At 67.7% G+C, this 23,841-nt stretch carries 26 protein-coding genes; 12 read left to right on the forward strand and 14 right to left on the reverse strand.

Features of this window, described 5'->3' with window-relative positions; translation table 11 throughout:
- Positions 1-233 precede the first annotated feature (233 nt).
- The 3 genes from rox to NP4_RS38165 all read right to left on the reverse strand — a co-directional run bounded on the left by rox (position 234) and on the right by NP4_RS38165 (position 3,570).
- Positions 234-1,658, reverse strand: coding sequence for a rifampin monooxygenase (gene rox, locus NP4_RS38155; protein ID WP_068009084.1), 1,425 nt, complete (start codon positions 1,656-1,658; stop codon positions 234-236).
- A 291-nt stretch (positions 1,659-1,949) separates the two neighbouring features.
- Complete coding sequence (locus NP4_RS38160; protein ID WP_068009089.1) at positions 1,950-2,645, reverse strand: LmeA family phospholipid-binding protein; 696 nt, start codon at positions 2,643-2,645, stop codon at positions 1,950-1,952.
- 22 nt (positions 2,646-2,667) lie between these two features.
- Positions 2,668-3,570 carry an oxygenase MpaB family protein gene (locus NP4_RS38165; RefSeq protein ID WP_068009176.1) on the reverse strand — a complete coding sequence of 301 codons (903 nt, stop codon included), beginning with the start codon at positions 3,568-3,570 and terminating at the stop codon, positions 2,668-2,670.
- 129 nt (positions 3,571-3,699) lie between these two features.
- On the opposite strand from NP4_RS38165, the gene NP4_RS38170 reads away from it, so the two are divergent.
- Genes NP4_RS38170 through NP4_RS38180 form a run of 3 tightly spaced genes read left to right on the forward strand, consistent with a single transcriptional unit; the run spans position 3,700 to position 5,536 of the window.
- Positions 3,700-4,521: a metalloregulator ArsR/SmtB family transcription factor gene (locus NP4_RS38170; RefSeq protein WP_068009093.1), complete on the forward strand. Its 822-nt coding sequence runs from the start codon at positions 3,700-3,702 to the stop codon at positions 4,519-4,521.
- Positions 4,522-4,526: 5 nt separating this feature from the next.
- Positions 4,527-5,117 carry a dihydrofolate reductase family protein gene (locus NP4_RS38175; protein ID WP_211335984.1) on the forward strand — a complete coding sequence of 197 codons (591 nt, stop codon included), beginning with the start codon at positions 4,527-4,529 and terminating at the stop codon, positions 5,115-5,117.
- On the forward strand, positions 5,114-5,536 hold the full coding sequence (locus tag NP4_RS38180) for a nuclear transport factor 2 family protein (protein ID WP_068009099.1): 423 nt from the start codon (positions 5,114-5,116) through the stop codon (positions 5,534-5,536). The genes NP4_RS38175 and NP4_RS38180 overlap by 4 nt, the downstream gene beginning before the upstream one ends.
- Here the strand turns inward: NP4_RS38180 and NP4_RS38185 are convergent.
- Positions 5,527-6,372: a 3-hydroxyacyl-CoA dehydrogenase family protein gene (locus tag NP4_RS38185; RefSeq protein ID WP_245998694.1), complete on the reverse strand. Its 846-nt coding sequence runs from the start codon at positions 6,370-6,372 to the stop codon at positions 5,527-5,529. The two genes, NP4_RS38180 and NP4_RS38185, sit on opposite strands and share 10 nt — an antisense overlap.
- Before the next feature lie 144 nt (positions 6,373-6,516).
- Here NP4_RS38185 and NP4_RS38190 point away from each other — a divergent pair, with 144 nt between their 5' ends.
- From NP4_RS38190 to NP4_RS38205, 4 genes are all read left to right on the forward strand, one after another.
- Positions 6,517-7,638 carry an NAD(P)H-dependent flavin oxidoreductase gene (locus NP4_RS38190; protein WP_068009106.1) on the forward strand — a complete coding sequence of 374 codons (1,122 nt, stop codon included), beginning with the start codon at positions 6,517-6,519 and terminating at the stop codon, positions 7,636-7,638.
- A gap of 33 nt (positions 7,639-7,671) precedes the next feature.
- A complete protein-coding gene (locus NP4_RS38195; protein WP_068009110.1) occupies positions 7,672-8,061 on the forward strand; it encodes a VOC family protein in 390 nt (129 codons plus the stop codon).
- 158 nt (positions 8,062-8,219) lie between these two features.
- The gene (locus tag NP4_RS38200) at positions 8,220-9,011 is read left to right on the forward strand and encodes an HNH endonuclease family protein (RefSeq protein ID WP_068009181.1); all 792 of its coding nucleotides are present in this window, start codon (positions 8,220-8,222) and stop codon (positions 9,009-9,011) included.
- Between the two features lie 38 nt (positions 9,012-9,049).
- A complete protein-coding gene (locus NP4_RS38205; RefSeq protein ID WP_082876599.1) occupies positions 9,050-9,274 on the forward strand; it encodes a hypothetical protein in 225 nt (74 codons plus the stop codon).
- An 11-nt stretch (positions 9,275-9,285) separates the two neighbouring features.
- Here the strand turns inward: NP4_RS38205 and NP4_RS38210 are convergent, their stop codons facing one another.
- Together NP4_RS38210 and NP4_RS38215 are read right to left on the reverse strand one after the other, a co-directional pair.
- The gene (locus tag NP4_RS38210) at positions 9,286-9,723 is read right to left on the reverse strand and encodes an SRPBCC domain-containing protein (protein WP_068009113.1); all 438 of its coding nucleotides are present in this window, start codon (positions 9,721-9,723) and stop codon (positions 9,286-9,288) included.
- Between the two features lie 25 nt (positions 9,724-9,748).
- Positions 9,749-10,318 (reverse strand): TetR/AcrR family transcriptional regulator, encoded by a 570-nt coding sequence (locus tag NP4_RS38215; protein ID WP_068009190.1) that lies wholly within the window; start codon positions 10,316-10,318, stop codon positions 9,749-9,751.
- Between the two features lie 39 nt (positions 10,319-10,357).
- On the opposite strand from NP4_RS38215, the gene NP4_RS38220 reads away from it, so the two are divergent.
- The 4 genes from NP4_RS38220 to mtnC all read left to right on the forward strand — a co-directional run bounded on the left by NP4_RS38220 (position 10,358) and on the right by mtnC (position 15,239).
- Positions 10,358-11,608 carry a KasA/KasB family beta-ketoacyl-ACP synthase gene (locus tag NP4_RS38220; RefSeq protein WP_068009116.1) on the forward strand — a complete coding sequence of 417 codons (1,251 nt, stop codon included), beginning with the start codon at positions 10,358-10,360 and terminating at the stop codon, positions 11,606-11,608.
- A 477-nt stretch (positions 11,609-12,085) separates the two neighbouring features.
- Complete coding sequence (gene mtnA / locus NP4_RS43050; protein ID WP_245998700.1) at positions 12,086-13,981, forward strand: S-methyl-5-thioribose-1-phosphate isomerase; 1,896 nt, start codon at positions 12,086-12,088, stop codon at positions 13,979-13,981.
- The gene (locus tag NP4_RS38235; protein WP_068009118.1) at positions 13,978-14,556 is read left to right on the forward strand and encodes a 1,2-dihydroxy-3-keto-5-methylthiopentene dioxygenase; all 579 of its coding nucleotides are present in this window, start codon (positions 13,978-13,980) and stop codon (positions 14,554-14,556) included. Before mtnA ends, NP4_RS38235 begins: the two co-directional genes overlap by 4 nt.
- Positions 14,553-15,239 (forward strand): acireductone synthase, encoded by a 687-nt coding sequence (mtnC, locus tag NP4_RS38240; RefSeq protein WP_068009121.1) that lies wholly within the window; start codon positions 14,553-14,555, stop codon positions 15,237-15,239. Before NP4_RS38235 ends, mtnC begins: the two co-directional genes overlap by 4 nt.
- Before the next feature lie 25 nt (positions 15,240-15,264).
- Here mtnC and NP4_RS38245 read toward each other — a convergent pair whose 3' ends face one another.
- From NP4_RS38245 to NP4_RS38270, 6 genes are all read right to left on the reverse strand, one after another.
- Entirely contained in the window at positions 15,265-15,618 is a 354-nt protein-coding gene (locus tag NP4_RS38245) for a type II toxin-antitoxin system PemK/MazF family toxin (RefSeq protein ID WP_068009124.1), read from the reverse strand.
- The gene (locus tag NP4_RS41885; RefSeq protein WP_068009127.1) at positions 15,615-15,860 is read right to left on the reverse strand and encodes a hypothetical protein; all 246 of its coding nucleotides are present in this window, start codon (positions 15,858-15,860) and stop codon (positions 15,615-15,617) included. The genes NP4_RS38245 and NP4_RS41885 overlap by 4 nt, the downstream gene beginning before the upstream one ends.
- Positions 15,861-15,949: 89 nt before the next feature.
- Positions 15,950-16,531, reverse strand: coding sequence for a GTP-binding protein (locus NP4_RS38255; RefSeq protein ID WP_068009130.1), 582 nt, complete (start codon positions 16,529-16,531; stop codon positions 15,950-15,952).
- A 7-nt stretch (positions 16,532-16,538) separates the two neighbouring features.
- Complete coding sequence (locus NP4_RS38260) at positions 16,539-16,910, reverse strand: DUF742 domain-containing protein (protein ID WP_062515471.1); 372 nt, start codon at positions 16,908-16,910, stop codon at positions 16,539-16,541.
- Complete coding sequence (locus tag NP4_RS38265) at positions 16,907-17,332, reverse strand: roadblock/LC7 domain-containing protein (RefSeq protein WP_068009133.1); 426 nt, start codon at positions 17,330-17,332, stop codon at positions 16,907-16,909. Before NP4_RS38265 ends, NP4_RS38260 begins: the two co-directional genes overlap by 4 nt.
- Entirely contained in the window at positions 17,310-19,793 is a 2,484-nt protein-coding gene (locus tag NP4_RS38270; protein ID WP_068009194.1) for a sensor histidine kinase, read from the reverse strand. Before NP4_RS38270 ends, NP4_RS38265 begins: the two co-directional genes overlap by 23 nt.
- A gap of 612 nt (positions 19,794-20,405) precedes the next feature.
- Between NP4_RS38270 and NP4_RS38275 the strand changes: the two genes are divergently transcribed.
- Positions 20,406-21,959 carry a succinic semialdehyde dehydrogenase gene (locus NP4_RS38275; protein WP_068009197.1) on the forward strand — a complete coding sequence of 518 codons (1,554 nt, stop codon included), beginning with the start codon at positions 20,406-20,408 and terminating at the stop codon, positions 21,957-21,959.
- 13 nt (positions 21,960-21,972) lie between these two features.
- Here NP4_RS38275 and NP4_RS38280 read toward each other — a convergent pair whose 3' ends face one another.
- The gene (locus tag NP4_RS38280; protein WP_068009136.1) at positions 21,973-23,214 is read right to left on the reverse strand and encodes an alpha/beta hydrolase family protein; all 1,242 of its coding nucleotides are present in this window, start codon (positions 23,212-23,214) and stop codon (positions 21,973-21,975) included.
- 51 nt (positions 23,215-23,265) lie between these two features.
- Complete coding sequence (locus tag NP4_RS38285; protein ID WP_068009139.1) at positions 23,266-23,829, reverse strand: YbhB/YbcL family Raf kinase inhibitor-like protein; 564 nt, start codon at positions 23,827-23,829, stop codon at positions 23,266-23,268.
- Between the last annotated feature and the right edge of the window lie 12 nt (positions 23,830-23,841).

Here is a 23,841-nt window from a genome sequence, read left to right on the forward strand (position 1 = left end):
CGCCGCCTCCCGGACCGCCGCCGGGCCCGCCGCCCGTCGAGGGCGCGCCCTGCAACTATGGGGGAGTCGAGGACGGCGGGCTGTGGGTGCATCTGGAAGGCGGGAACGCCGCGCATTACGGGACCGAGTGGATGTGCGAGCACAACCCGGACAAGCCCTGGCCGTAGCCGACGCATCCGCCGTGCAGGTCGGCCTGCTTCCGTTGGGGTCCATGCTGTTTCGCGGCTTCGGGTTCAGTCGTCGGGCTTGCCGAACCAGCGGGCGAGGTGGTCGTTCACGTCTCGCTGGTCTTCGCCGATCCAGGCGATGTAGCCGTCGGGTCGTAGCAGTAGGGCCGGAACGTCCAGTGCCGCAGTGGGATCCGCGATGAGGTCGACTCGGTCGGACCAGCCTTCGATAGTGAGGCGCTCGGTGCGGTCGAGGAGAAGCCCTCGACCGTGCCGGAGTCGGTCGTAGAGGCGGCCCTGTTTCAGGTCGATATCACGGAGGCGGCGGCCGAGGAGGTCGGGGCCCGCGCCGAAGTCGTAGCGGATATCGATGGCGGTGATCTTCTCGATCAGGTGTTGGTTGACCTCGTCGATGTCCATGAGTTCGGTGAGCAGTCGGCGTACGGACCGCGGGCCCGGTTCGGTGGACATGAGTTCCACCTGGGCGCGGGTGTTGTCCAGTACGGCCGCGGCGACCGGATGGCGTTCGGTCTCGTAGGTGTCCAGCAGCGCGCGCGGGGCCCACCCGTTGATCTGCGCGGCCAGTTTCCAGCCGAGGTTGACCGCGTCCTGAACGCCCAGGTTCAGGCCCTGACCGCCCGCGGGCGGGTGGATGTGGGCCGCGTCGCCGGCGAGCAGCACCCGGTCGACGCGGTAGCGGTCGGCCAGGCGGGTGGCATCGCCGAAGCGGGACAGCCAGCGCGGGGAGTGCGCGCCGAAATCGGTTCCGGCGATGGCCCGTAGCCGGTCGCGGAAATCGTCGAGGGTGGGCGGTTCCGCGCGTTCGCTGACCTCCGCGGCGGGCAGCACCACGCGGTAGACGCCGTCGCCGAAGGGCGTGAGAATGAAACGCCTGTCGGCGGCCTGGACCTCGGCCGCCTTGGCGGCGATCTCCTCTTGCGGCGCGGTCATTTTCAGCTCGCCCATGAGCGTGTCGTTGCGCGCGGGCTCGCCGGGGAATGCGACGCCGAGCAGTTTGCGGACCGTACTGCGCGCGCCGTCGCAGCCGACGAGATAGCGCGACCGCACCCGCTCGCCGTCGTCCAGTTCGACGGTCACCCCCTCGCCGTCCTGCTCGAAACCGACCACCGCGCAACCACTTCGGATCTGCGCGCCCAATGCGGTCGCATGGTCGCGCAGCAGCTGATCGACCACCGGCTGCTGGATGCCCAACAGATAGGCGTGCGCCGAATCCAGGCCCCCGGGGGCGGGTTTGGCGATACCGGCGAAGATGCCGCCGACCGGACGCTGTCGTCCGCGCTCGACCAGGCGATCCAGCAGTCCCCGCATCGCCATCAGCTCCAGGCTGCGAATATGCAGGCTGACAATGCGGACGAAGGACGCGGGCTCGGCCTCCTTCTCCAGCACGAGCACCCGCACACCGTGCAACCGCAGTTCGGCGGCCAGCATCGCGCCGGTCGGCCCGCACCCGGTGATGATCACATCGAACATGAACCGCCCATTCGTATTGATTTCCGCAGGTCCTGGCATCGGCCGCCTATTGTGCGGTCCGCCTCGACCCTCGCGCAAGCCATATAAATTCGGCGGCATGGCTCGGCGAGATTCGTAGACGGCGGCCGGTTCTCAGGGTGTACTCCGGGGTTGTCCCCGATGTGACCGGTCGGCGCGGCGCGCACGATGAGTTCCGGCGCGGAAGCGATCGTGGGGATGAGGCGGGCTGGGTGAGCATTTCGTGTACGGCATCCCGGCCGTGCTGCGCAGCCTCTCGGCAGCGGGCTGAGGTTACCGCAGATCGGAGAAGCGCACGTGGTGGGCTACGGCGCGCACGCGCAGGCCGTCGGCGCTCGGTTGAATATCCGTCAGTCGCGCACCCAGCGGCAGCCGCTGTAGCGGCACGGTGAAATCGAGGGCGTGACCCAGGGCCGCCAGCGAAATCGTCGGCCCGCCCGCCGCGGCCTGGACCGCCACCGGGGTGACCGCGATCCCGGCATCGATCGGCGCGACGGTGACCACCACCGTGGCGGGCACCGGAACGCCCTCGACGATGAAGGTGCCGGTGACATGCAATCCGTCCGGGCCGTCGGCGATCGTCTCCACACCCTGCGGCGCGAAACCGCGCACGGTGTCGTAGGGAATGACAGCCGTCGCGGTCGCGGTATCCGCGACGAGGTTGGACGCGTCGTCGCGCAGCAGATCCGACAGCGCCGCGGTGACGTCGGTCAGCGTGATGTCGAGATTGTGGACGGTGAGGTTCTGTCCGCTCCAATCGCCCACGCGGACCTCGATATCGCGATAGTTGCCGTCGAGGGCCTGGGTCAGAAAGGGGAATCCGCCGATCGTCACGCTCGGCTGCCGTGGCAGCTCGTATTCGGCGGCGATCCTGCGACCGATCTCGTTCTGGGCCATCACCACCGCGACCCGGTCGCCGACGACCAGTGCGATCCCCAGCACCACGATCAGTATCAGTAACGCACGCATCCCACCATCATGCTGTGCATTGTCAGAGTGGGCGGAGATCGATCAGTTTGCGCAGCCGGGCGCGATCGCGTTCGAGGCGGCGGGCCTCATAGGCGATGGGGAAGTAGCGCAGGCGTTCGGGCAGCAGCGGAATGGTGCGCCCGATGGTCCAGCCGAGGGCGCGCAGCGTGAATTCGTCGGTGGCAGACCAGGTCAGGCCGAGTTTGCGGCGAATGGGGTCGGGGGTGGTGCCCACGGTGAAGAAGTACTGTAGGCGGCCCACCGGGGTGGCCGCGGCCTTCCACAGCGGGGTCAGGGCGCGCGGCCAGAAGGTCGGCGGGGCGATGGTGCGGATCACCCGCAGATAGTCGTGGGCGACGCCGGTCGGTTCGAGATTGTCGACGGTTTCGGTGAAGAAGGTCAGCCATTCGGCGTAGGTCGGGGGAATCTCCTTGGGCGCCACCGAGAAATTGCGCATGAGTTGCACCACCTCCTGGTAGTACTGCTCCTTGTCCTGCTCGGACAGCGGTGTGCGGCCGAAGTATCGGTTGCCCTCGGTGAACGCGAATACGCCCGTATGCAACACCCACGCCCACGGACCGGAGGCCAGGGCCGAATGTCGTACGCCGTGCCCGTCGACGGTATTGAGCGAGGCGTGCATGTGGCGCAGCCGATCCGCCTCGGCCAGCGCCTCCTCGCCGCCGTAGATCCACATCATCACCGAGGCGACGCTGCGAACGGCCCGGCCCATCGGGTCGGTGCGGAAGGTGGAGTGTTCGTCGACCACGGCGGCGATGGTGGGTTCCATCGTCTGCAACAGGAACGCCGAGCCCGCGGTGAGTGAGAAGGTGATCAACCCGGTGTCCTCCCACATGCGCGAGCCCGGTTCGAACGGGCGTCGATCCGGTCGGCTGTCACGGTCGATGCGTGCGACGGGCGCGGTCATGGTGATCTCCTTTGACCATTCCACGATGAGAGAGTGTGGCTTTCATATTCTCATCACCTCGATGTCAGCGGCAAGAACCTCAAAGAAATTCCTTGACAAGAATATTCCTGACAGTGAATACTTTGAGTCATGAACGAGATCGCATCAGCACTCGGAGACGGGGCGCGGTGGCGGATCGTGGAACTGCTCGCCGAGCGACCGCGATCGGTCGGCGAACTGGCCGAGCTGACCGGATTGCGCCAGCCGCAGACCACCAAACATCTGCAGACGCTCGCGCGTGCCGGACTGGTCGCGGTGTACCCGCTCGGTCAGCGCCGGGTGTACGCCATCGAGCCGGAACCGCTGCGGGTTCTCGAGCATCGGCTGCGTGAACTGGTCGACAGCGCCGCGGCGCATGCGGGGGAGCGCGATGTGATCGCGCGCTACCGCGCCGCCATCGAGGCGGAAACCATTGCGGCCGAGCGTGATCGGTGGGCCGATGGGCGAAGCTTCACCTTCGACCGAATCCTGCCCGCCGCGCCCGAGGTCGTCTGGCGGCACTGGGTCGATCCGGATCTGCTCGGATCCTGGTGGGCCCCACAGCCGCTGGTCGTCACCGAATGCGTCCTGCAACCGAACCCCGGTGGCCGGGTGGTCCTCGACTACCGCGACGCCGAGGGGCATGCGTACCACTCCGCGGGGCGGGTACACACCGCGGTCGAACCCGAACATCTCGCATTCGAGCTGTCGGTATTCGACGCCGCGGGCACGGTCTCGTTCACCGGCCACTACGACCTGACCCTCGCCGCGGATTCCGGCGGCACCCGGCTGCGGCTCGACTTGACCATTACCGACACGGCCGTCGAGGCCGTCCCCTATATCGCCGGAATCGAAACCGGTTGGGGCCATGTACTCGACAACCTCGCCGACGCCGTCGGCGCCACACAACGCACCACCCGAGAGAAGGAATGACAGTCATGACCCCGCGCAAGATCACCGCGAATATCAGCCTCACCCTCGACGGCCGCTACAACGGCCCCGGCGGGCCCGGCGACCTGGGCGCGATCGTGCCCTATATGAGTACCGAGGTCTCCCGGAACATGCTCGCCCGCATCCATGAACACGCCACGACCGCGGTACTCGCCCGCGGTAACGCCACCGGCTTCCTGGGCTATTGGCCCCCGGTCGGCGAGGACGAGAACGCCGACCCGCGTGAGCGCGGTTATGCCAAATGGCTCGTCGACACCGAAAAGGTCGTTCTGTCCAGCACTTTGACCGAGGCGCCGTGGGAGCGCACCCGCGTGATCGACGCCCCGGCGGTGGACGTGCTCACCGAACTGCGGGCCACCGGTTCGGGTGACATCCTGGTCAACACCAGCCCGAGCATCACCAAACCGCTGCTCGCGGCGGATCTGATCGACCGCCTGTATCTGATCGTGTGCCCCGAGATCGCCGGTGGCGGCCAGCGCCTGTTCGACGACGGCCTGCCCGGCTCGAAATGGCTTCTCGCGCATCGGGAGATCGGCGAACTGGGCGAGATCGCGCTGGTCTACGATCGCGCACTGTGAGCGGCCTTCCCGAGCATCCGAATGTCGACCTGGCGGTGCGGTATCACCGCGCCGTCGCCGACGGGGCCGTCGGTCCCGAACTGGCGGCGTACTTCCATCCCGAGGTCGTGCAGTACGAGATGCCCAATCCGTTCGCACCGATCGGGGCGCGGCGGGATCTGGCGGCGATTCTGGCCGCGGCCGAACGCGGTCGCGGCGTGGTGGCCGATCAGCGGTTCGAATTCCGGGACGCGCTCGTCGACGGCGATCGGGTCGTGCTCGAAACCACCTGGACCGCAACGCTTGCCGTGAAGATCGGTGCGCTCGCCGCCGGGACCGTGCTGCGGGCGGATATCGCGGCCGTACTCGTCTTCCGCGACGGCCTGATCGTCGAACAGCGCAATTACGACTGCTATCACCCGATGGCCGATCAGTCGTAGTCGGAGTAGAATCCCTCGCCGGACTTGACGCCGAGCCTGCCGCTATCGATATAGCGGCGCAACAACTTTCGCGGCCCGGCGGGCAGGTTCGGATTCTCCTCGGCATAGTGCTGTTCGATGTCGTAGACAACATCGAGGCCGATCCCGTCCATGGCCCGGAACGGCATCAGCTCGAAGGTGAAGTTCAGGCGGCACATCTCATCGATGTCCTCGGGGGTGGAGATGCCGTCGGCGGCGATCTCCAGGGCCTCGCGCTTGATGGCGGCCCAGATTCGATTGAAGACGAATCCGGTGCTCTCGCGTCGCACCAGAAACGGGCGCAGTCCGTATTCCGGTAGTGCGCGCATCAGGAAATCCAGCACCCGCTGCGAGGTGACGCCGCACGACATCACCTCCACGGCGATACCCGTCGGCGGCCAGGAGAAATGGGTGTTGAGCATCCGCTCGGCATTCGGCAGACCCGCCACGATCAGTCGGCTCGCGTACGACGACGAATTGGTGGTGAGAATCGCATCGTCCGGCGCGGTGGCCGCCAATGTCGCGAAGAGGGCCTGCTTGAGTTCGAGGCGTTCGGGAATCGATTCGACGACCAGCCACGCGTTCGCGACGGCATCGTCGAGATTCGCCGTGTACTCGACGTGGCCGCGAACCCAGTCCGGGTGTTCGTCGAATTCGCGCGCGATGAAGTCGAGCGCCGCCGCGCCCTGATTCGCATCGAGATCATTGATGCGCACCGAACCGCCGCGCGAGGCGAACATCAACGCGATGCGACGGCCCAGGGCGCCCGCGCCGACCACCGCGACCGGCCGCTCGAGGTAATCCGATGGAACATTCACCACGACTCCCTTCGTTGCGAACCGGCCATTCGGTTCGGACTTTACGGCACCCGGACGCCGAATCCGGCTACCGCGAAACTGAAACGTGTTCTAGTGTTGAGAGGCGAAGCTTCCAGCGCCGGAACACGAGGAGACCACCACGCCATGCGTACCGAGATCTGCGAACGACTGGGGATCGACGTTCCGATCTTCGCCTTCACCCACTGCCGCGATGTCGCCGCCGCGGTGAGCAATGCCGGGGGACTCGGGGTACTGGGCGCGGTCGGATTCACCGCCGAACAGCTCGAGGTCGAACTGACCTGGCTCGACGAGCATGTGCACGGCGTCTACGGCGTGGATCTGGTGATCCCGTCCAAATACGAGGGCAAGGGGATGGAGGGCCTGTCGCCGCAGGAGCTGGAAGCCGAACTGGCCAAATTGGTTCCGCAGGGCCACCGCGATTTCGCCGAGAAGATCCTGGCCGATCACGGTGTGCCGCATCTGCCCGCCGACGAGCATCACAACCAGTTGCTCGGCTGGACCGCCACCACCGCCGCACCACAGGTCGAGGTGATCCTGCGCCACCCCAAGGCCAAACTGGTCGCCAATGCGCTGGGCACCCCGCCCGACGATGTGATCAAGCAGGTGCAGGATTCCGGCCGGTTGATCGGCGCGCTGTGCGGTTCGGTCAAACACGCGCTCAATCACAAGGCCGCCGGACTGGATTTCGTTGTCTGCCAGGGCACCGAGGGCGGCGGGCACTGCGGTGAGATCTCCTCGCTGGTGCTGTGGCCGCAGGTCGTCGACGCGGTCGGGGATCTGCCGGTGCTGGCGGCCGGCGGTATCGGCAGCGGTCGGCAGATCGCGGCGGCGCTGGCGATGGGAGCGGCGGGCGCGTGGACGGGGTCGATCTGGCTGACCGTCGAGGAGGCGAATGTGCCTCCGGCGCAGATGCAGACCTATATCGAGTCGAGCAGCCATGACACCGTGCGCTCGCGGTCGTGGACCGGTAAGCCGTGCCGGATGCTGCGCAATGATTGGACCGATGCGTGGGAGAGCGCGGAGAATCCCGATCCGCTGCCCATGCCGTTGCAGATGATGGTCGCCTTGGACGGGGTCAAGCGCGGACACCGCTATCCCGAGGCCGCCAAGGACGTCAACTTCAATCCGGTCGGTCAGGTCGTCGGCATGATGACCAAGGTGGAGCGCACCGGCGATGTCATGCGGCGGCTGATCGAGGAGTACCTGACCGCGTGCGAGCGGTTGAACAAGCTCAACAACGCCTGATCGGAAGCACCTGGCGCGCAGTATGATCGGCCCGTGGCTTTCGCGCGGATCGGGCTGATCTCACTGGACTGTGCCGACGAGGAGGAATTGGCGTCGTTCTGGGCGGGACTGCTCGGCGGCGAGATCGTCTATCGCGCCGAGAATGTCGCGGTGGTGCACACCGAGCGGGGCGTGCTCGCGACGATCCGGGTGCCGGACTATCGGCCGCCGACGTGGCCGGAGGGGCCCTCGCCCAAACATATTCACCTCGATCTGGCCGTGGATGATCTCGATGCGGGCGAGGCGGACGCGGTGCGGCTGGGTGCGCGGCGCGCGGCCGAGCAGCCCGGGCCGGATCGGTGGCGGGTGCTGTTGGATCCGGCGGGGCATCCGTTCTGTCTCACCACACAGGTGCCGCTGCTGCCGCTGGGCGTTCGGAAGTGACGCGGGAATTCGGGTGGTCGCAAGCGCGACACTCCGGATGAGTGGGTGGCATTGGCTACAGTTGGCTCAGTCGTCCGTCCCACGGTGTGACTCCGGCAACTGAACGCATTGTCCCACTTGCCGATTGTCGGCACCGGTTGCCAGTGTGGTTGCCCAAGATGAAAAGTGCATATCGCCGCCCCAGAATGGTCCTGCCCGCCGGCGTCGGAGCTCTGCTGCTGGCGCTCGTCATCGGAGTCGCGTTGTACGCGTTGCGCTCCGGCGACGGCACCGGACCCAGCCCCGGCTCCGGCCCCGATTCGGCGCAGGGCACCGGAACCCCGCAGTCCGCCCAGGAGATCTCCGATCTGTTCGCCAAACTCGTTGTGGCGCCGGAAGCCCCGATGACCGGCTACAGCCGTGAGAAATTCCCGCACTGGGACTCCAATACCCCCGAGCACGGATTCGGTTCGCAATTCGCGCAATACAGCAAATGCACCACCCGCGATGTGATGATGCTGCGCGATGCCGAGGGCTCGGTGACGCTGGATCCCAAGACCTGCGATCTGACCGTCGGCAAGGGCGGCGGCTGGCGCGATCAGTACGGCGTGCTCGATCGCAAAACCGGTAAACTCGCGCCCTACAAATTCATCACCGATCCCAAGGGTGTGGACGCCGAGCACATCGTGCCGCTGGCCGAGGCCTGGCGTTCCGGCGCGGCGACCCGTGACGAGGACACCCGGCGCAATATCGCCAACGACGCGATCAACCTGGTCGCCTCCGACCCGTCGGCCAATCGCTCCAAAGGTGATCAGGACGCGACGAACTATCTGCCGCCCGGCAAATTCCGGTGTGCCTACGTGGCCCACTACATAAAGATCAAAGTAAAATACGCACTGACAGTGGATCCCGCCGAACAGACCGCGCTACGCACCGCAGTCGACGACTGCGCCCGTCGAGGAGGGTTCTGATCATCGAAATCGTCGAGATCGCCGCCAAGGCCGCCGTCATGACCCAGGAAGAGGGCACCATCTCCGGCGATCTCGACGTCGCCGTGGACGAGTCCGGCACCGCCCTGGTCCGCTACCGCGAAACCGACACCTGGTACACCATCGGCAATCTCGAGGGCTCCACGCCACTGCGCTGGTCCTCGACCAAAGAACTGGCCGAGGCCATCGAATCCGAGGCGGGCCAACGCGACGCCGCGGGCAATACCGTCCCCTTCGAGGCCTGACGGCAAGGGGCTCAGGCGAGTTGTTCGGCGCGGGTCTTCAGCGCCGCGGTCATACCCGCGAAACCGGAGTGCAGCGCCGCGCCCATCGGGCTGGTGACCGCGCCGCGCAGCCAGCCGCCGAGTTCGAAGTGGGAGGTGTAGCGGGTGGTGGTGGGAGTGAGCGGGGTGAGGGTGTGGGAGCGCAGGCTGTGCAGCGCGCCGAGGGGGACCGGCTTCATGCCGTAACTGAATTCGACTCCGGGGGTGCAGGATCGGATCCATTCGCGCTGCGCGCGTTCGCGGGGGCCGAGGTGAACCTGCATATCGATGGGGGCGCCGGGGTCGAGGGTGGTCTTGCACGCCGAGACGAAGGGGTTCCATTCGCCGTAGTTGTCGAAGTCGGTCAACACCTTCCAGACCACCTCGGCGGATGCCGCGATCTCCACGCTGTCATCGATCACAAATGCCATGGGCGGAACAATACTGAAACCCGTTTCATGACGCTGGCGGGAGGGCCAGGTTGATCAGGCGACGGGCGGCCTTGGAGACGCGGGTGTTGTCGCCGGTGACCACGCGGTCCTGCAGCAGGCCGCGAATGCCCGAGATCAGCAGCGTCGCCGTGGATTCCGGATCCGCGAAGTCGGGATCGAGTCCGCGCAGCACGGCGGTGAGGGCGTCGATGAGGATGTGCACGGCGTCGGCGGCATAGGCGGCGTAGGGACTGTCGGGCACCGAGGCGATGCCGAGCACCTGGAACAGCACCCGGGTGCTGGTGACCCAGTCGCTGGTGGTGTTGACCACGAACGATTCGATCAACCGGCGACGCAGCGTATCGATATCGGGCACATCGGCGAACAGCCCCGCGATATCGGGACGCTGGGTCTCGAGCGCGGAGACCAGCATTTGCTCCTTGGTGCCGAAGTAGTGGATCAGCATGCGCGAGCTCGTGCCCAGATAGTCGGCGAGCGGACGCAGGGACAGTTCGGTGAGGCCGTATTCGCCGATGTAGGCGATGACGCCGGACAGTAGCTCGGCTCGTCGAGCCTGGTCGAGTGGTCTGGGCACGGGTTGACTGTAGCGGGCGCTACAGGTATCCATGACCGCATGAGTGTAACGACTGCTTCACTTACGCCCGCGCGTCGCTCGGTCGTCGTCACGGGTATGACCGCCACCACCTCGCTCGCGCCGGATCTGGACGGCACCTGGTCGGCCCTGCTGCGCGGTGAGAGCGGAATCGGTCCGCTGGCCGACGATTTCGTCACCGAATACGACCTACCGGTGCGCATCGGCGGGAAGTTGAAGCAGCAGCCGGGCGAACACCTCACCCGCATCGAACAGCGTCGGCACTCCTATGTGCAGCAGATGGCGCTGGTGCTCGGGCGGCAGGTGTGGGGTGAGGCCGGTAAGCCGGATGTGGACGGGGAGCGGCTCGGTGTGGCCGTCGGCACCGGACTCGGCGGCGGTGACGCATTCCTCACCGCGGTCGACGCCATGCGGGCCGGGGGATACCGCAAGGTGCCGCCGCTGACCGTGCCGATGGTGATGCCGAACGGATCGGCCGCGCGGGTGGGTCTCGAATTCGGCGCCAAGGCGGGCGTTTACGCGCCGACCTCGGCCTGTTCCTCGGGCGCGGAGGCGATCGCGCACGCGTGGCGGTTGATCGCGACCGGTGAGGCGGATGTGGTGATCGCCGGGGGCGTGGAGGGTTATATCGAGGCGGTGCCGATCGCCAGTTTCGCGATGATGCGCGCGATGAGCACCCGCAACGACGAACCCACCCGCGCCTCACGGCCTTTCGACCGCGATCGCGACGGCTTCGTATTCGGCGAGGCCGGGGCGATGCTGGTACTGGAATCGGAGGAGTTCGCCCGCGCGCGGCGGGCGAAGGTGCTCGGGCGCGTACTGGGCGCGGGGATCACCTCCGACGGCTATCACATCACCGGTACCGAACCCGAGGGCGCGGGCGCGGCGCGAGCCATGCGCAAGGCGGTCGAGGCGGCGGGATTGTCCGATTCGGATATCGCGCATGTGAACGCGCACGCGACCTCGACGCCCATCGGCGACGCGTCGGAGGCGAATGCCATTGCGGCGGTGGCCAAGGACGCCTCGGTGTACGCGCCCAAGGGTGCGCTGGGTCATTCCATCGGCGCGGTCGGCGCGCTGGAGGCGATTCTGACCCTGCGCACGCTGTCCGAGCAGATCGTGCCGCCCACAGCGAATTTCGAGAATCCGGACGAGGGCGTCGATCTGGACATCGTGCACGGCGAGGCGCGCCGCCAGAGCATGTCCTACGCGCTGAGCAACTCGTTCGGATTCGGCGGTCACAACGTCACATTGGCCCTGGGCCTGGCCTGATTCGATTGCTCCCCAGGCCCGTACCGCGGATGTGGAATTGAGGTTGTTCACGCTTATCCACCGAAACCTGTGGATGAGGGTGAGGCTTGACGGTTGCTGTGGATAAGCTCGGCGCGGCGACACGGACCGTACGGTTCGTCTCAAGGGTTTTCGAGGCGAAATATGGTGCGGCAGTACCGGTTCGAGGGTGTAGATACGATTCCGGGCGGAATCAATTCGGCGAGCGGATTACTCGAATCCGTTGTGAGCGGCCACATTCCGTAGCCGAGTAATAGCCGCAACGCGAACCGAACGGTCGGCAGAGGGCGCGGAGTACCATCGAACGCGAGATCGCACAGGCCCTGTGCATCGAGGGGGTGAACGCGGCCGATACGGCCGCCGCGATATCGATCCGAGCGAGGACAAACCTGGTGCGTTCACCCGAGACCGGATTGGGTAGTTTGGATTGGCTGATCGGGTCGAGGTGAGGGTTGCGGGATGAGTGAGGTTTCGATCGCGTGGATCGATGGGGCGCTGGTCACCATTGATCAGCGTGCGCTGCCGCGTGAGTTGCGGGAGCTGCGGATCACGACGGTCGACGACGTCATCGAGGCGATCAAGACGCTGGCGATTCGCGGCGCGCCCGCGATCGGCGTGTCCGGGGCCTTCGGCGTGGCGCTGGCCGCCCTCGCCCATCCCGACGATCCGGACCGGGTGACCACCGAGGCCGAACGTATCGCCGCCGCCCGTCCGACCGCGGTGAATCTGGCCTGGGGCGTGCGGCGCGCGCTGGCGAAGCTGCCCGACGGCGCGCGGGCGGTCCTCGACGAGGCGCTCGAAATGCTGGCCGAGGACGGGCGGGTCAATCGCGCCGCGGCCATCCACGCCGCCGACCTCATCCAGCGGCTGTGTCCGGACCGGCCGCTGCGCATTCTCACCCACTGCAATACGGGCCGGTTGGCCACCACCGCCTTCGGTACCGCGCTCGGCGCGCTGCGCGTGCTGCACGAGCGGGCCGCCGTGGAGAACGTGCTCGTCGACGAGACCCGCCCGCTGCTACAGGGCGCGCGGCTGACGGCGTGGGAGCTGGCCGAGGCCGGAATTCCGCATCGGCTGACCATCGACTCCGCCGCCGCGTGGGCCATGGCCACGGGTCTGGTGGACGCCGTGATCGTCGGCGCGGATCGCATCACCGCCGACGGGTCGGTGGCCAACAAGATCGGTACCTACGCGCTGGCGGTGGCCGCGCAGCGGCACGGCATTCCCTTCATCGTGGTCGCGCCCGAATCCACCCGCGATCCCGATACCGCGACCGGCGATCTGATCGTGGTCGAGGAGCGGGCCGCGCACGAGATCACCCACGTCGGTGCGGTGGCCACCGCACCGGAGGGGACCGAGGTCTTCAACCCGGCCTTCGATGTGACCCCGCCGGATCTGGTGACCGCGGTCGTCACCGAGAACGGCGCGCTGCCGTCGACTTCCGCCACGTGGGCAGCGGCGGTCGAGGCCGCGTCGCGACCCGAAGCCGACCTCGCGGGCGACGACCGGTCCGGCGCGCCGCATCTGGCGGCCGGCGGTCGCGCAGGTGCGCCGCGGTTCGGTTCGGTGAGCGGGCGCGAGTCCGGGCCGCTCGGATCGGAACCGATTGGCGCGCTGGGCGATAACGACATCGTGCGCAAATTGGCGCAGCGTGCCGATCAGTACGTCGAAACGGTTGTGGAGAAGACGCGGAAGTTCCTCGCCGATCAGTGGGAGCCGCCGCGCGCCGACGATCCGAGCAAGCGGGAGATCGCCGAAATCTCCAGAGGCCTCTACACGCGCGGCTGGATGCCCGGGACCGCGGGCAATATCTCGGTGCGCGCGGGTAAGACCGCGATCGTCACCGGCAGCGGACTGTCCAAGGGTGAGCTGCGCGCCGAGGATATGGTGACGGTGAACATCGCCGATTCGCAGCGGGTTTCGGGCATCCGGCGACCCTCGGCCGAGACGACCATCCACACCGCGGTGTACCGGGCCACCGAGGCCGCCGCGGTGGTGCACGTACATCCGCCGCACGCCACCGCGCAGTCGATCGGCGCGCCGCCCACGCTGCGCTTCGCCGGATACGAGCTCATCAAGGGGCTCGCGCCGACGGAAACCATTGACATACCTGTGTTTTCCAACCACGCTGACGTTCCGCGCATCGGTGCCGACATCGAGCGCTATCTGATCGAGCATCCGGATGCGCCGCCGGTGCTGTTCATCGCCGGACACGGCATCACCGCCTGGGGCGCCACCCTCGCCCAGGCGCGCGATCGCGCCGAATGCCTGGAGGCGATGTGTGAACTGGCGACGCTGACCGGTCGCCGCACGATCGGATCAGACCGTCTCGGGTCCGAGGAGGAATCGAAATGACCCTGCTGCAGATCATGGCCGACAGCGACGCCACCGACGTGCGGTTGCGGACCGCGGATCCGGAGGTGATCGGCGCCGAGTTGAAGCGGCGCGGCATCGTCTTCGCCCGGTGGGACGCCCCGGCGGTGCTGACCGCCTCGACCTCCACCGATCACCTGCTGGCCGAATACGCCGAGCGCATCGGCGAACTCAATGCCGACGGCCGCTACCGTCATATCGACGTCGCCCGCATCCATCCCGACGACGACGATCCGGAATGGCCCGCCAAGGCCAAGGGCGCTCGGGAGAAGTTCCTGGCCGAGCATCGCCACGCCGAGGACGAGGTCCGCTTCTTCGCGGGCGGTCGCGGCTGCTTCTATCTGCACTTGAACGGCGAGGTGCTGGCCGTGGTGTGCGAGGGCGGGGATCTGGTGTCGGTGCCCGCGGGCACACGGCACTGGTTCGACATGGGCGCTCGGCCCGATTTCGTCGCGGTGCGGTTCTTCGAGGAAGAGGACGGCTGGGTCGGCGATTTCACCGGCGACGGCATCGGTGAGAAGTTCCCGACCCTCGACGAACTGCTCGCCGCCGCATGAGCGTTCGCGCGATCGTCGTCGATATCGAGGGCACGACCAGTCCGACCGCTTCGGTGCGGGAGGATCTGTACGGCTACACCCGCGAGCGGCTGCCGCAGTGGCTGGTCGACAACCGCGGCGGGGCGGCCGATGCCGTTGTCGCGCAGACTCGTGAGCTGGCCGATCGTCCCGATGCCGATGAGGCCGAGGTGGCCGAGATCCTGCGCGGCTGGCTGAATTCCGATGTCAAGGCCCAGCCGCTCAAGACCGCGCAGGGACTGATCTGCGCGGAGGGCTTCCGCGCGGGCGCGCTGCACGGCGAGTTCTTCCCCGACGCGCCCCCGGCTCTGCGCGCCTGGCACGCCGCGGGCCTGTCGCTCTACGTCTACTCCTCGGGTTCGGTACGCAACCAACAGGATTGGTTCGCCCACGCCCGCGGCGGCGAATTGGCCTCCCTGATCGGCGACTGGTTCGACCTGAACAACGCGGGCAACAAACGCGAACGCGCCTCCTATGAGAAGATCGCCGGAGCCATCGGCCTGCCCGCCCACAACATCCTGTTCCTGTCCGACCACCCCGACGAACTCGACGCCGCCGTCGAGGCGGGCTGGTCGGCCATCGGTGTCACCCGCCCGGGCGAACCGAATTCCCCACGCCCGCCGCATCATTGGGTGAGCTCGTTCGCGGAGGTCGAGCTGCCCTAGGCGCGGAGCCGCCCTGGCCTGGCGATCAGTATTCGCCGAGGTAGTCCACGAGTGCGCCGAGCACGTGCTGCATGGTCGTTCTCTGGACCTCACCCAAGCACTCGACCAGCCATATTCGCGGTATCGGACGCGTCTTGTACACGGCGGCACGCACGTGCGGCAATGGATCTGCCGGATCGAGCGCCACGGTGATCGGCGGCGCCTCCGGGGCGGTCACCAGTGGCACGCAGAGCACGGTCGGCAATTCGGCATTGGCCCCGGTATTCGACAGCACCAGCACCCGGTCGGCCCCGAGATGCGATGGTTTGTCGCGGCCGGAGACAGTCGGGAGGTAGACCCAGATTTCGCCGCGACGGGGAATCGGAGTCGGGCGGCTCACCGAGTGGATCCGGCGGCGTCGTCGGCGGCGCGGTACTCGGTTTCCATCGCGTGGAAATGGTCCTCGGAGTCCTGTCCCTGCTCGCATTCCCACGCGGCGATGCGAGCAGCGGAACTGCGCGTCAGTTCGGCGCGTAACAGCTGCTCGACCAGCCCGGAGAAGCTGGTGGACCGTTGCTCGGCCAGTTGTTTGCCCTGCTCCAGGACCGATCCTTCGATACGGACCGACGAGGACTCCTTCATACCCGAGCAGTGTACTCACCGTATGTGGTACACGGGATGGAACGCGGTACGCGCAGCGCGCACCGCGTTCCGAAACTCGCCTTCGCGCCTCAGGCCACCGAGGTGGTCGCGCGGAGGATGAGGTGCTCGACCAGGGTCATCAGGACCGTTTTGCAGGACGAGCGGTCGCGGGCGTCGCAGAGGACGACCGGGGTGTGCGGGTCGAGGTCGAGGGCGTCGCGGACCTCGTCGGTGGTGTAGATCGGGGCGCTGTCGAAACAGTTGACAGCGACCGCGAAGGACAGGCCGCGGCGTTCGAAGAAGTCGATCGCGGCAAAGGAGTTCTCGAGACGACGCGTGTCGGCGATCACCACCGCACCCAGTGCGCCGCGGGCCAATTCGTCCCACAGGAACCAGAAGCGATCCTGGCCGGGGGTGCCGAACAGGTACAGGACGAGATTCTCATCGATGGTGATGCGGCCGAAATCCAGTGCGACCGTGGTGGTCGTCTTGCCCTCCACGCCCGACAGATCGTCGACGCCGGTGGACAGTTCGGTGATCAGCTCCTCCGTGCGCAGCGGCGCGATCTCACTGATCGAGGACACCATCGTGGTCTTCCCGACGCCGAAACCGCCGGCGATGAGAATTTTGACCGAGGCGGCCAGGGGTGCCGCAGACGTGGGTTCAGACACGGATGTTCTACAGCTTTCGGATTCCGTCGAGCACAGCTCGCAACAGGTTCAGGTCGCCGGGGCCGTCGGTGCGCAACGGCGCCCGGAAGATCAGATGCCCCTCGCTGATCAGATCACCGACGAGGATCTTCGTCACGGCGAGGGGCAGTTTCAGGGTGGCGGACACCTCGGCCACCGATTGCGGAACGCGGCACAGCTGCACGATCTCCGAGTACTCCGGTTCCGCGCGCCGCATTCTCGGGGCGGGTTGGGTGGTCACCACGAGGGTGAGCATGTCCAGGTCGTGTCCCGCACCCATCGTGCGGCCACCTGTCACGGCGTACGGACGAACCAGCGGGCCCGCCTGATCGTCGAACCAGGGTTGACCGAAGCGAGTCATGACAATCGGTGCTCCACCTGCGTAGCCAGGCCGTGCCGCGGATCGGTGGACAGATAGGTGCCCACCCGCTGCACGGTCAGATTCATTTCATATGCAACCATACCGAGATTCGCGTTTTCGTTCGCCTGCAAGGCGATACACGCGTTGTCCCCGGCGGCGGTGACGAACAGGACCGCGCGATCGAGTTCGATCACCGCCTGCCGTACGCCGCCGCCGTCGAAGCGGCTACCGGCGCTGCGGGCCAATCCGTACAGCGTGGCGGACATCGCGCCGAAGTGTTCGGCGTCCTCGCGGCTCATGGTGGTGGACCGGCCCAGCAGCAGCCCGTCGGTCGAGTGCACCACCGCGTAGCGCACACCCGCCAGGCGGTCGACCAGATCGTCGAGCAGCCAGTTGAGATCACCTGCGTTGGAAGAGGTCACCTTCGCCTTCCTGTTCATCCGGTGTAGTGGCGTTGTGGGCCTCGGGATGGGCCCGACGCCCTTGCCGGGTGCCATTCTCGATGGCGGACATCAGATCTCGCGCCTGTTCGGCCGAACGCGGGCGCTGCGGCGCCGATTCCGCGGCGGGCTGCTGATCGTGCGCCAGCTCCGGCGCCAGACTGGCCTGGCGGCGGCGACGCGGCAGCGGTGGCCGAGCGTCGTCGCCCGCGTAGGACGGACGCTGCTCGGTGGCGCGATGACGCGGCTCCGGATCGCGCGGTTCGGGGACGTAGCGCGGCGGCTCGGGCTGCTGCGGCTGCACCTGCGGCTGGACGTAGGTCTGCTGCGGGGGCTCCGGTTCCGGCTCGGGCTCACGCGGCGGCAGGGTCGCCAAAGCCGTTGGCGCGGGCAGGGACTGGTAGACCTGGGTGGCCGGAATCTGACCGGTCACCGGCGGTTCCGGCCGTCGCGCGGGCGTGCGCTCGGGCAGGTGGTCGGCGATCGAGCCGTCATTGGTGATCAGCGCGCTGGGGATCAGCACGATCGCGCGTACCCCGCCGTAATCGGATTCGGCCAGTCGCACCGTGATGCCGTGCCGCACGCCCAGCTGCGCGACCACGAACAGGCCGAGGCGCGAATCGGCCGACAGCGTCGCGACACCGAAATCCGGTGGGTTGCGCAGCATTTCGTTGGCCCGCTCGAATTCGGCGGCGGGCATGCCCATGCCCTGGTCGCTGATCTCGACGACCACGCCCTTGCCGACGATATTGCCGGTGACCTCCACCCGTGACTGCGGCGGGGAGAAGGTGGTGGCGTTGTCGACCAGTTCGGCGAGCAGGTGGATGAGGTCGGCGACCACGCTGCCGACGACGAACACCTGCGGCATCCGCGCGGTGCGCACCCGCGCGTAGTCGAGGGTCTCGCCGACGGCGCTGCGCACCAGCTCGACCAGCGGCACCGGCCGCCGCCACTGCCGGCCCGGCTGGCCGCCGCCGAGAATGATCAGATTCTCGGCGTTGCGGCGTTCGCGGGTGGCGAGATGATCGAGTTTGAAGAAGGTCTCCAGCAGCGCCGGATCCTCCTGCTTCTGCTCGGCCTCGTCGAGGATCTCGAGCTGGCGGTGCACCACCATCTGGCTGCGATGGGCGATATTGAGGAATACCGAGCGCACACCCTCGCGGGTGCGGGCCTCGGTGACCGCGGCCGCGACGGCGGCGGTGTGGGCCTGGTTGAACGCCTTTGCGACCGAACCGATCTCGTCGTGCCCGAAGTCCAGGTGCGCGGCTTCGGTCTCCGGATCGATGTCCTCGCCCTCGCCGAGGCGGCGCATGGTGTCGGGCAGCCGGACCTCGGCCAGGGCCAGGGTCTCGGTGCGCAGCCGCTTGAGGCGGCCGATGAGCCGATTGGCCAGCCACAGCGACAGGATGAATGCCAGCACCGACAGCGCGAGCACACCCGCGCCCGCGAACAGCGCGTTGCGCGCGGTGCGGTCGCCGTCGTCGACGGCCACGCTGTTGGCGTGGTCGTTCTGGGCCTGCCACACCTCGAGCAGCTGCCGGTTCACCTGATCGGAGGCCGCGCGCCATTCGGCGGTGGTGATCGGCGGCGGGGCCGGGGTGCTGGTGGTGCCGGAGGTTGTCGTGCCTGTGCCGGTGGGGCCCGCCGGGGTCGGCTTGGCGGCCGCGGGCGGGTGAATGATGAAGTCCTCCATGGTCGCCAGCTGCTGCCAGGCGGGGGACTCGGTCAGATCCTTGATGCGCTTGCCCTGGTCGCCGCCGATATCACCGGCCAGCATGGGCAGTTCGGTGCGGTAGTAGCCGACCAGATTGCGGTATTCGCCCTGCAGCGGCGCGGGCAGACCCGCGGGGCTGAGCGCGGACGCGGTGAGCGCGGCGACACGGGAATTGGCGTCCATCGCGCGCAGTTCGCGCAGCGAATGCGCGAGTTCGTTGGCGACCGCGGCGTCGGGCGCGGTCTTGGCGGTGATATCGGTGCCGAGTTCGACGCCGTTGAGAATCGCGGTGTACGCGCCGTAGGTGTCGGGTACGGGCAGCATGCCCGCGTCGACCGCCCCGCGCAGCTGCGGCAGATTCTTTTTCAGGGTGTCGAAACCACCGAGATCCGGACCCATCTTGTCGGAATCGGATTCGGTGATCGCGCTTTCGATGCTCTGCATATCGCGCAGCGCATTGTCGAGTCGCTGCCGCGCCGCACCCAGTGCCACCGGGTCCGATTCACCGGACAGCGCCCAGAGCGACAGCAGTCGCTCCTGTTCCACCGACGCGATCAGCTCGCGGGTGTGTTTGTTGGCGCCTGCCAGGATGGACGCCCAATGCTTGGCATGCTGTCCTTCCCGTACCAAGTAGCCCGCCGCGCCCACACCGATCACGAGCAGGGCGAGGCTCGGGACAAGTGCGATCGCGAGAATGCGGGCCCTAATACCTAGCCTCGCTCTCAGCATCGGCACAAAATATCTGCTGACGGTACGGTTTGCCACTCGGTCCCATTGGGCGGGACTGGATTTGACAGCATGCCGGCAATCATTCTCGGCTGCACTTTCGGTCCGAGGGCTCTGGCGTATCGGTTCGATCGTGTGTTGTGCGCGGCTTCTCGTGGTCGGTGGTGTGATGCCGTTCGATGCGATGGCGCTCGTACCGGATTTCGTTATCGTGGCGCGTAATTCGATACTTTCGGGGCGGCGCGCCGCGACGGTTTCGGCGGTGGATCTCGTGCTCGCGATGTCGGTCCGGCGGGAACGTTCGGACCGGGGTTCGGGAGGTTGCTGACGGTCTCGGCGCGAGTCCGCACTGTGGCGAAGTTGGCAGGCGCGCTGCGGCGGCTATTTGTCGGAATTCGGGCATCGCCGTCCGCGGGCGGGCGCGGACGGCGTGGTCCATACGGCCCGCGCACCGGGTGCTTCGCCGGGGCGGAGGAAATTACCTACGGATCCGGTGCGGGATCGGTCCGGCTCGGCCGGAAGACCGGACGAACTGATCGGAGGCTTGGATTCCATTTCAGGCCCCGCGGGGTAGATTGTCTGTATCTCTCGGTTACTCACAAGTAGGAGGCGATGATGCCGGTGCCGGAAGCCGCGGTATTCGAGCGACTGCGGGGCTTCGCCGCGGTCGACGCGAATCAGGAGCACGCGAGCCGGACCATCAACGAGGTCTTCACGGGCCGGGCGCTGGGCGAGGTGCCCGTCGGGACCGCCGCGGATGTGACCCTCGCCTTCGAGAAAGCCCGTGCCGCGCAGCGGGAATGGGCCGCGCGTCCGGCCCGCGAGCGCGCCGAGGTACTGGAGCGCTACCGGGCGCTGGTGGTGGACAACCGCGAGTATCTGATGGACGTCATCCAGGCCGAAACCGGTAAGGCCCGGTGGGCGGCGCAGGAGGAGATCATGGGTTTGATCTTCGCCGCCCGCTACTTCGCCCGGGTCGCGCCGCAGCTGCTGGGCTCGCACAAGGTGCCGGGCGCGTTCCCGATCCTGAACCGCACCGCCGTGCGCAGCCAGCCCAAGGGCGTGGTCGGGGTGATCGCGCCGTGGAACTATCCGATGTTGTTGTCGATCGGCGACTCGCTGCCCGCGCTGCTGGCCGGAAACGCCGTGGTCGTCAAGCCCGACAGCCAGACGCCGTACTCGTCGCTGTCGAATGTGGAACTGCTGTGGCAGGCGGGCGTGCCCAAGGATCTACTGCAGGTGATCCCGGGTCCGGGCGGGGTGGTCGGCACGGCCATCGTCGAGGCCTGCGACTACATGATGTTCACCGGATCCTCGGCCACCGGCCGCACCCTGGCCGAACAGTGCGGGCGGCGGTTGATCGGCTTCTCCGCCGAATTGGGCGGCAAGAATCCGATGATCGTCACCCGTGGCGCGAATCTGAACAAGGCCGCGAAAGCCGCTGTGCGGGCGTGCTTCTCCAACGCCGGACAGCTGTGCATCTCGATCGAGCGGTTGTATGTCGAACGCGCCGTGGCCGATGAATTCACCGAGAAGTTCGTCGCGGCGGTCAAGGCGGCGAAACTCGGTACCGCCTACGACTATTCGACCGATATCGGCAGCCTGATCTCCGAGGCGCAGCTCGAGACGGTCACCAAACACGTCGCCGACGCGACCTCCAAGGGCGCGAAGGTGCTCGCGGGCGGTAACGCGCGGCCCGATATCGGTCCGCTGTTCTTCGAACCGACCGTGCTGTCGGAGGTGACCGACGCGATGGAGTGCGGCCGCGACGAGACCTTCGGCCCGCTGGTGTCGATCTACCCGGTCGCCGACGTCGAGGAGGCCATCGCCCGGGCCAACGACACCGATTACGGCCTCAACGCCAGCGTCTGGGCCGCCTCCAAGGCCGAGGGCGAGCGCATCGCCGAACGCCTGCACGCCGGAACCGTCTGTGTCGACGAGGGTTACGCGCCCGCGTGGGGCAGCACCGGCGCGCCGATGGGCGGAATGGGCCTCTCCGGCGTCGGCCGCCGCCACGGACCCGACGGCCTGCTGAAGTTCACCGAACCACAGACCGTCGTGGTCACGCGCTTTTTGAATCTCGATGCGCCGTGGGGTATTTCGCAGGAGCGGTGGCAGCCGTTCCTGATGGCGATCGCGCGCGGCATTCGGTTCCTGCCGGGCCGCTGAACCGCCCCGGCGGTCAGCGGCCGAAGCGGGCGTTCACCCAGGCGAGCACGTCGGAATAGGACGCCTCGAGGACGCTGCGGTGATCGACGCCGGGATAGCCGCGGTACCGCACCGGCCGCCCGCTCAGCAGCTGCTGGGCGACCATGGCGTCGGTGGCCGGGGGCGTGACCGTGGCGTCGGCCCCGCCCTGGGCGACCAGGAGCGGGGAGGTGAACGGCAGCGGGCTGGGATCGTTGTCGTCGAGTACGCGGGTGAGCGCGCTGATATCGGCGTCGGCGCGGAACACCCGACCGGCGGGCAGCCCGCCCCACGAATCGTGTTCGCGCAGTTGACCGATGCAGCGATCATCGGCCTGCGGCAGCAGCGCCACCGCCTCGGGGGTGAGCATGCGCGCGGGATCTATATCGGTGACGGTCTGCGCCCCCCGGATCAGCAGCGGCAGGAACGAGGCCACCGCACCGCCGATCGAGCCGAGCGCCTGGGCGCTGCCGGTCTGCGTCGCGACGGCCGAGGCCCGCACACCGAGACCGATATGGGACGCGGGCGCCAGCGCGACCGCGCCGAGCAGCCGCAGTCGCGGAGCCCAATCCTGTGCTCGCGCATCGGCGAATATCGCCGCCTGCCCGCCCTGGGAGTGACCCATCGCCAGCCAGCGGTCACCGATACCCGGCTCGACCTCGCGCGCGGCCAGCGCCATATCGGCCACCGCCCGCTGTTCGGCCTCGCCGATCAGATATCCGTGTGTCCCGCCGGTGCCCAAGCCCTGGTAATCGCTTTGTGCCACCGCGTAACCCGCGGCCACCCAGCGCGCCTGCGTCGCGCGCACCTGGGCGGTGTAGTCGTGGGCCGGATAGTCGGGCCCGGTATCGCGTGAGGGCGCGCAGACGTCGGCGACCCCGGTGGTGCCGTGCGACCACGAGATCAGCGGCCAACCGCCCTCGGGCGCAGGACCTTCCGGTACGGCCACGGTGCCAGAGACCGCCACCGGTCGGCCCTGGACATCCACCGAGCGGTACAGCACGAGACGGTTGCGGGCCCCGGCGACGCCCGGATCTCCGCTCAGCGGCCGCGACCAGATCACCGACCCGTGCGCGCCCGCGATCAGATCCGCGGGCGCGGAATAGAATTCGAGCCCGCCCGGACCCTGCTCGGCGGCGTCGGCCGTCGCGGGGACGAGCGCGATCGCCAGCGCCGCCGCGATCCCTGTCACCGATACTCGAATCCACCGCGCCTTTGCGTACCCCACCACGTGCATACCTCCACCTCAACGGGTCCTTCGACCTCCGACGGTACAAGGTCGAAATGATCAGCGACGGTAGGTTGCCGTCAGGGCGCCCTGGGCGACGGCCGAGCCCTCGACAGCGGTCAGCGATTGCGCGAGGGAACTCTGCGGGGGCAGCGAGAGCCGGTTGGGCAGTGCGTAGACGGTGAAGCGGTAGTGATGGGTTCCGCTGCCCGGGGGCGGGCAGGGCGCGAAATAGTCGGGACGGTCACTGCTGTTGAGCAGGGCGGTGCCGCCCTCGGGGATCCCGCCCTCGGCGACCGCGGTCGTGGTCGCGGGGATGTCGATGACGATCCAGTGCGTGAAGACTCCGCCCGGGGCGTCCGGATCGTCCACGACGAGGGCGAATCGGGCGATTTCCGGCGGCGTCGTCCAGGACAGCGGCAGCGTCTCGCCGGTCCCGGCGCAGGTGTACTCCTCGGGTAGGGCCGCGCCCTCGGCGACGGCGCTGCTGGTGACCCGAATCTGGTGTGTCGCAGGCGGTTCGGGTGCGGTGGTGGGCGTGGCGTGCGAGCCGGTATCCGAACACCCGGCCGCGGCGGCCAGCGACAGCGCCGCGGCGACCAGGCGAACCTGGCGGTCGGTCATGGGTCGAGGGTA

The sequence above is a fragment of the Nocardia pseudobrasiliensis NBRC 108224 genome (genome assembly GCF_001613105.1).
Classification (GTDB): Bacteria; Actinomycetota; Actinomycetes; order Mycobacteriales; family Mycobacteriaceae; genus Nocardia; species Nocardia pseudobrasiliensis.

Excerpts from the sequence above, each read along its gene's own strand:
- NP4_RS38285 (WP_068009139.1), bottom strand. The coding sequence starts at position 23,829 with ATGACCGACCGCCAGGTTCGCCTGGTCGCCGCGGCGCTGTCGCTGGCC.
- NP4_RS38200 (WP_068009181.1), top strand. The coding sequence starts at position 8,220 with ATGAAAAGTGCATATCGCCGCCCCAGAATGGTCCTGCCCGCCGGCGTC.
- NP4_RS38190 (WP_068009106.1), top strand. The coding sequence starts at position 6,517 with ATGCGTACCGAGATCTGCGAACGACTGGGGATCGACGTTCCGATCTTC.
- NP4_RS38170 (WP_068009093.1), top strand. The coding sequence starts at position 3,700 with ATGAACGAGATCGCATCAGCACTCGGAGACGGGGCGCGGTGGCGGATC.
- mtnA (WP_245998700.1), top strand. The coding sequence starts at position 12,086 with ATGAGTGAGGTTTCGATCGCGTGGATCGATGGGGCGCTGGTCACCATT.
- NP4_RS38270 (WP_068009194.1), bottom strand. The coding sequence starts at position 19,793 with ATGCTGAGAGCGAGGCTAGGTATTAGGGCCCGCATTCTCGCGATCGCA.
- NP4_RS38210 (WP_068009113.1), bottom strand. The coding sequence starts at position 9,723 with ATGGCATTTGTGATCGATGACAGCGTGGAGATCGCGGCATCCGCCGAG.
- rox (WP_068009084.1), bottom strand. The coding sequence starts at position 1,658 with ATGTTCGATGTGATCATCACCGGGTGCGGGCCGACCGGCGCGATGCTG.
- NP4_RS38235 (WP_068009118.1), top strand. The coding sequence starts at position 13,978 with ATGACCCTGCTGCAGATCATGGCCGACAGCGACGCCACCGACGTGCGG.
- NP4_RS38220 (WP_068009116.1), top strand. The coding sequence starts at position 10,358 with ATGAGTGTAACGACTGCTTCACTTACGCCCGCGCGTCGCTCGGTCGTC.
- NP4_RS38175 (WP_211335984.1), top strand. The coding sequence starts at position 4,527 with ATGACCCCGCGCAAGATCACCGCGAATATCAGCCTCACCCTCGACGGC.
- NP4_RS38275 (WP_068009197.1), top strand. The coding sequence starts at position 20,406 with ATGCCGGTGCCGGAAGCCGCGGTATTCGAGCGACTGCGGGGCTTCGCC.
- NP4_RS38260 (WP_062515471.1), bottom strand. The coding sequence starts at position 16,910 with ATGACTCGCTTCGGTCAACCCTGGTTCGACGATCAGGCGGGCCCGCTG.
- NP4_RS38160 (WP_068009089.1), bottom strand. The coding sequence starts at position 2,645 with ATGCGTGCGTTACTGATACTGATCGTGGTGCTGGGGATCGCACTGGTC.
- NP4_RS41885 (WP_068009127.1), bottom strand. The coding sequence starts at position 15,860 with ATGAAGGAGTCCTCGTCGGTCCGTATCGAAGGATCGGTCCTGGAGCAG.
- NP4_RS38280 (WP_068009136.1), bottom strand. The coding sequence starts at position 23,214 with ATGCACGTGGTGGGGTACGCAAAGGCGCGGTGGATTCGAGTATCGGTG.
- NP4_RS38165 (WP_068009176.1), bottom strand. The coding sequence starts at position 3,570 with ATGACCGCGCCCGTCGCACGCATCGACCGTGACAGCCGACCGGATCGA.
- NP4_RS38205 (WP_082876599.1), top strand. The coding sequence starts at position 9,050 with ATGACCCAGGAAGAGGGCACCATCTCCGGCGATCTCGACGTCGCCGTG.
- mtnC (WP_068009121.1), top strand. The coding sequence starts at position 14,553 with ATGAGCGTTCGCGCGATCGTCGTCGATATCGAGGGCACGACCAGTCCG.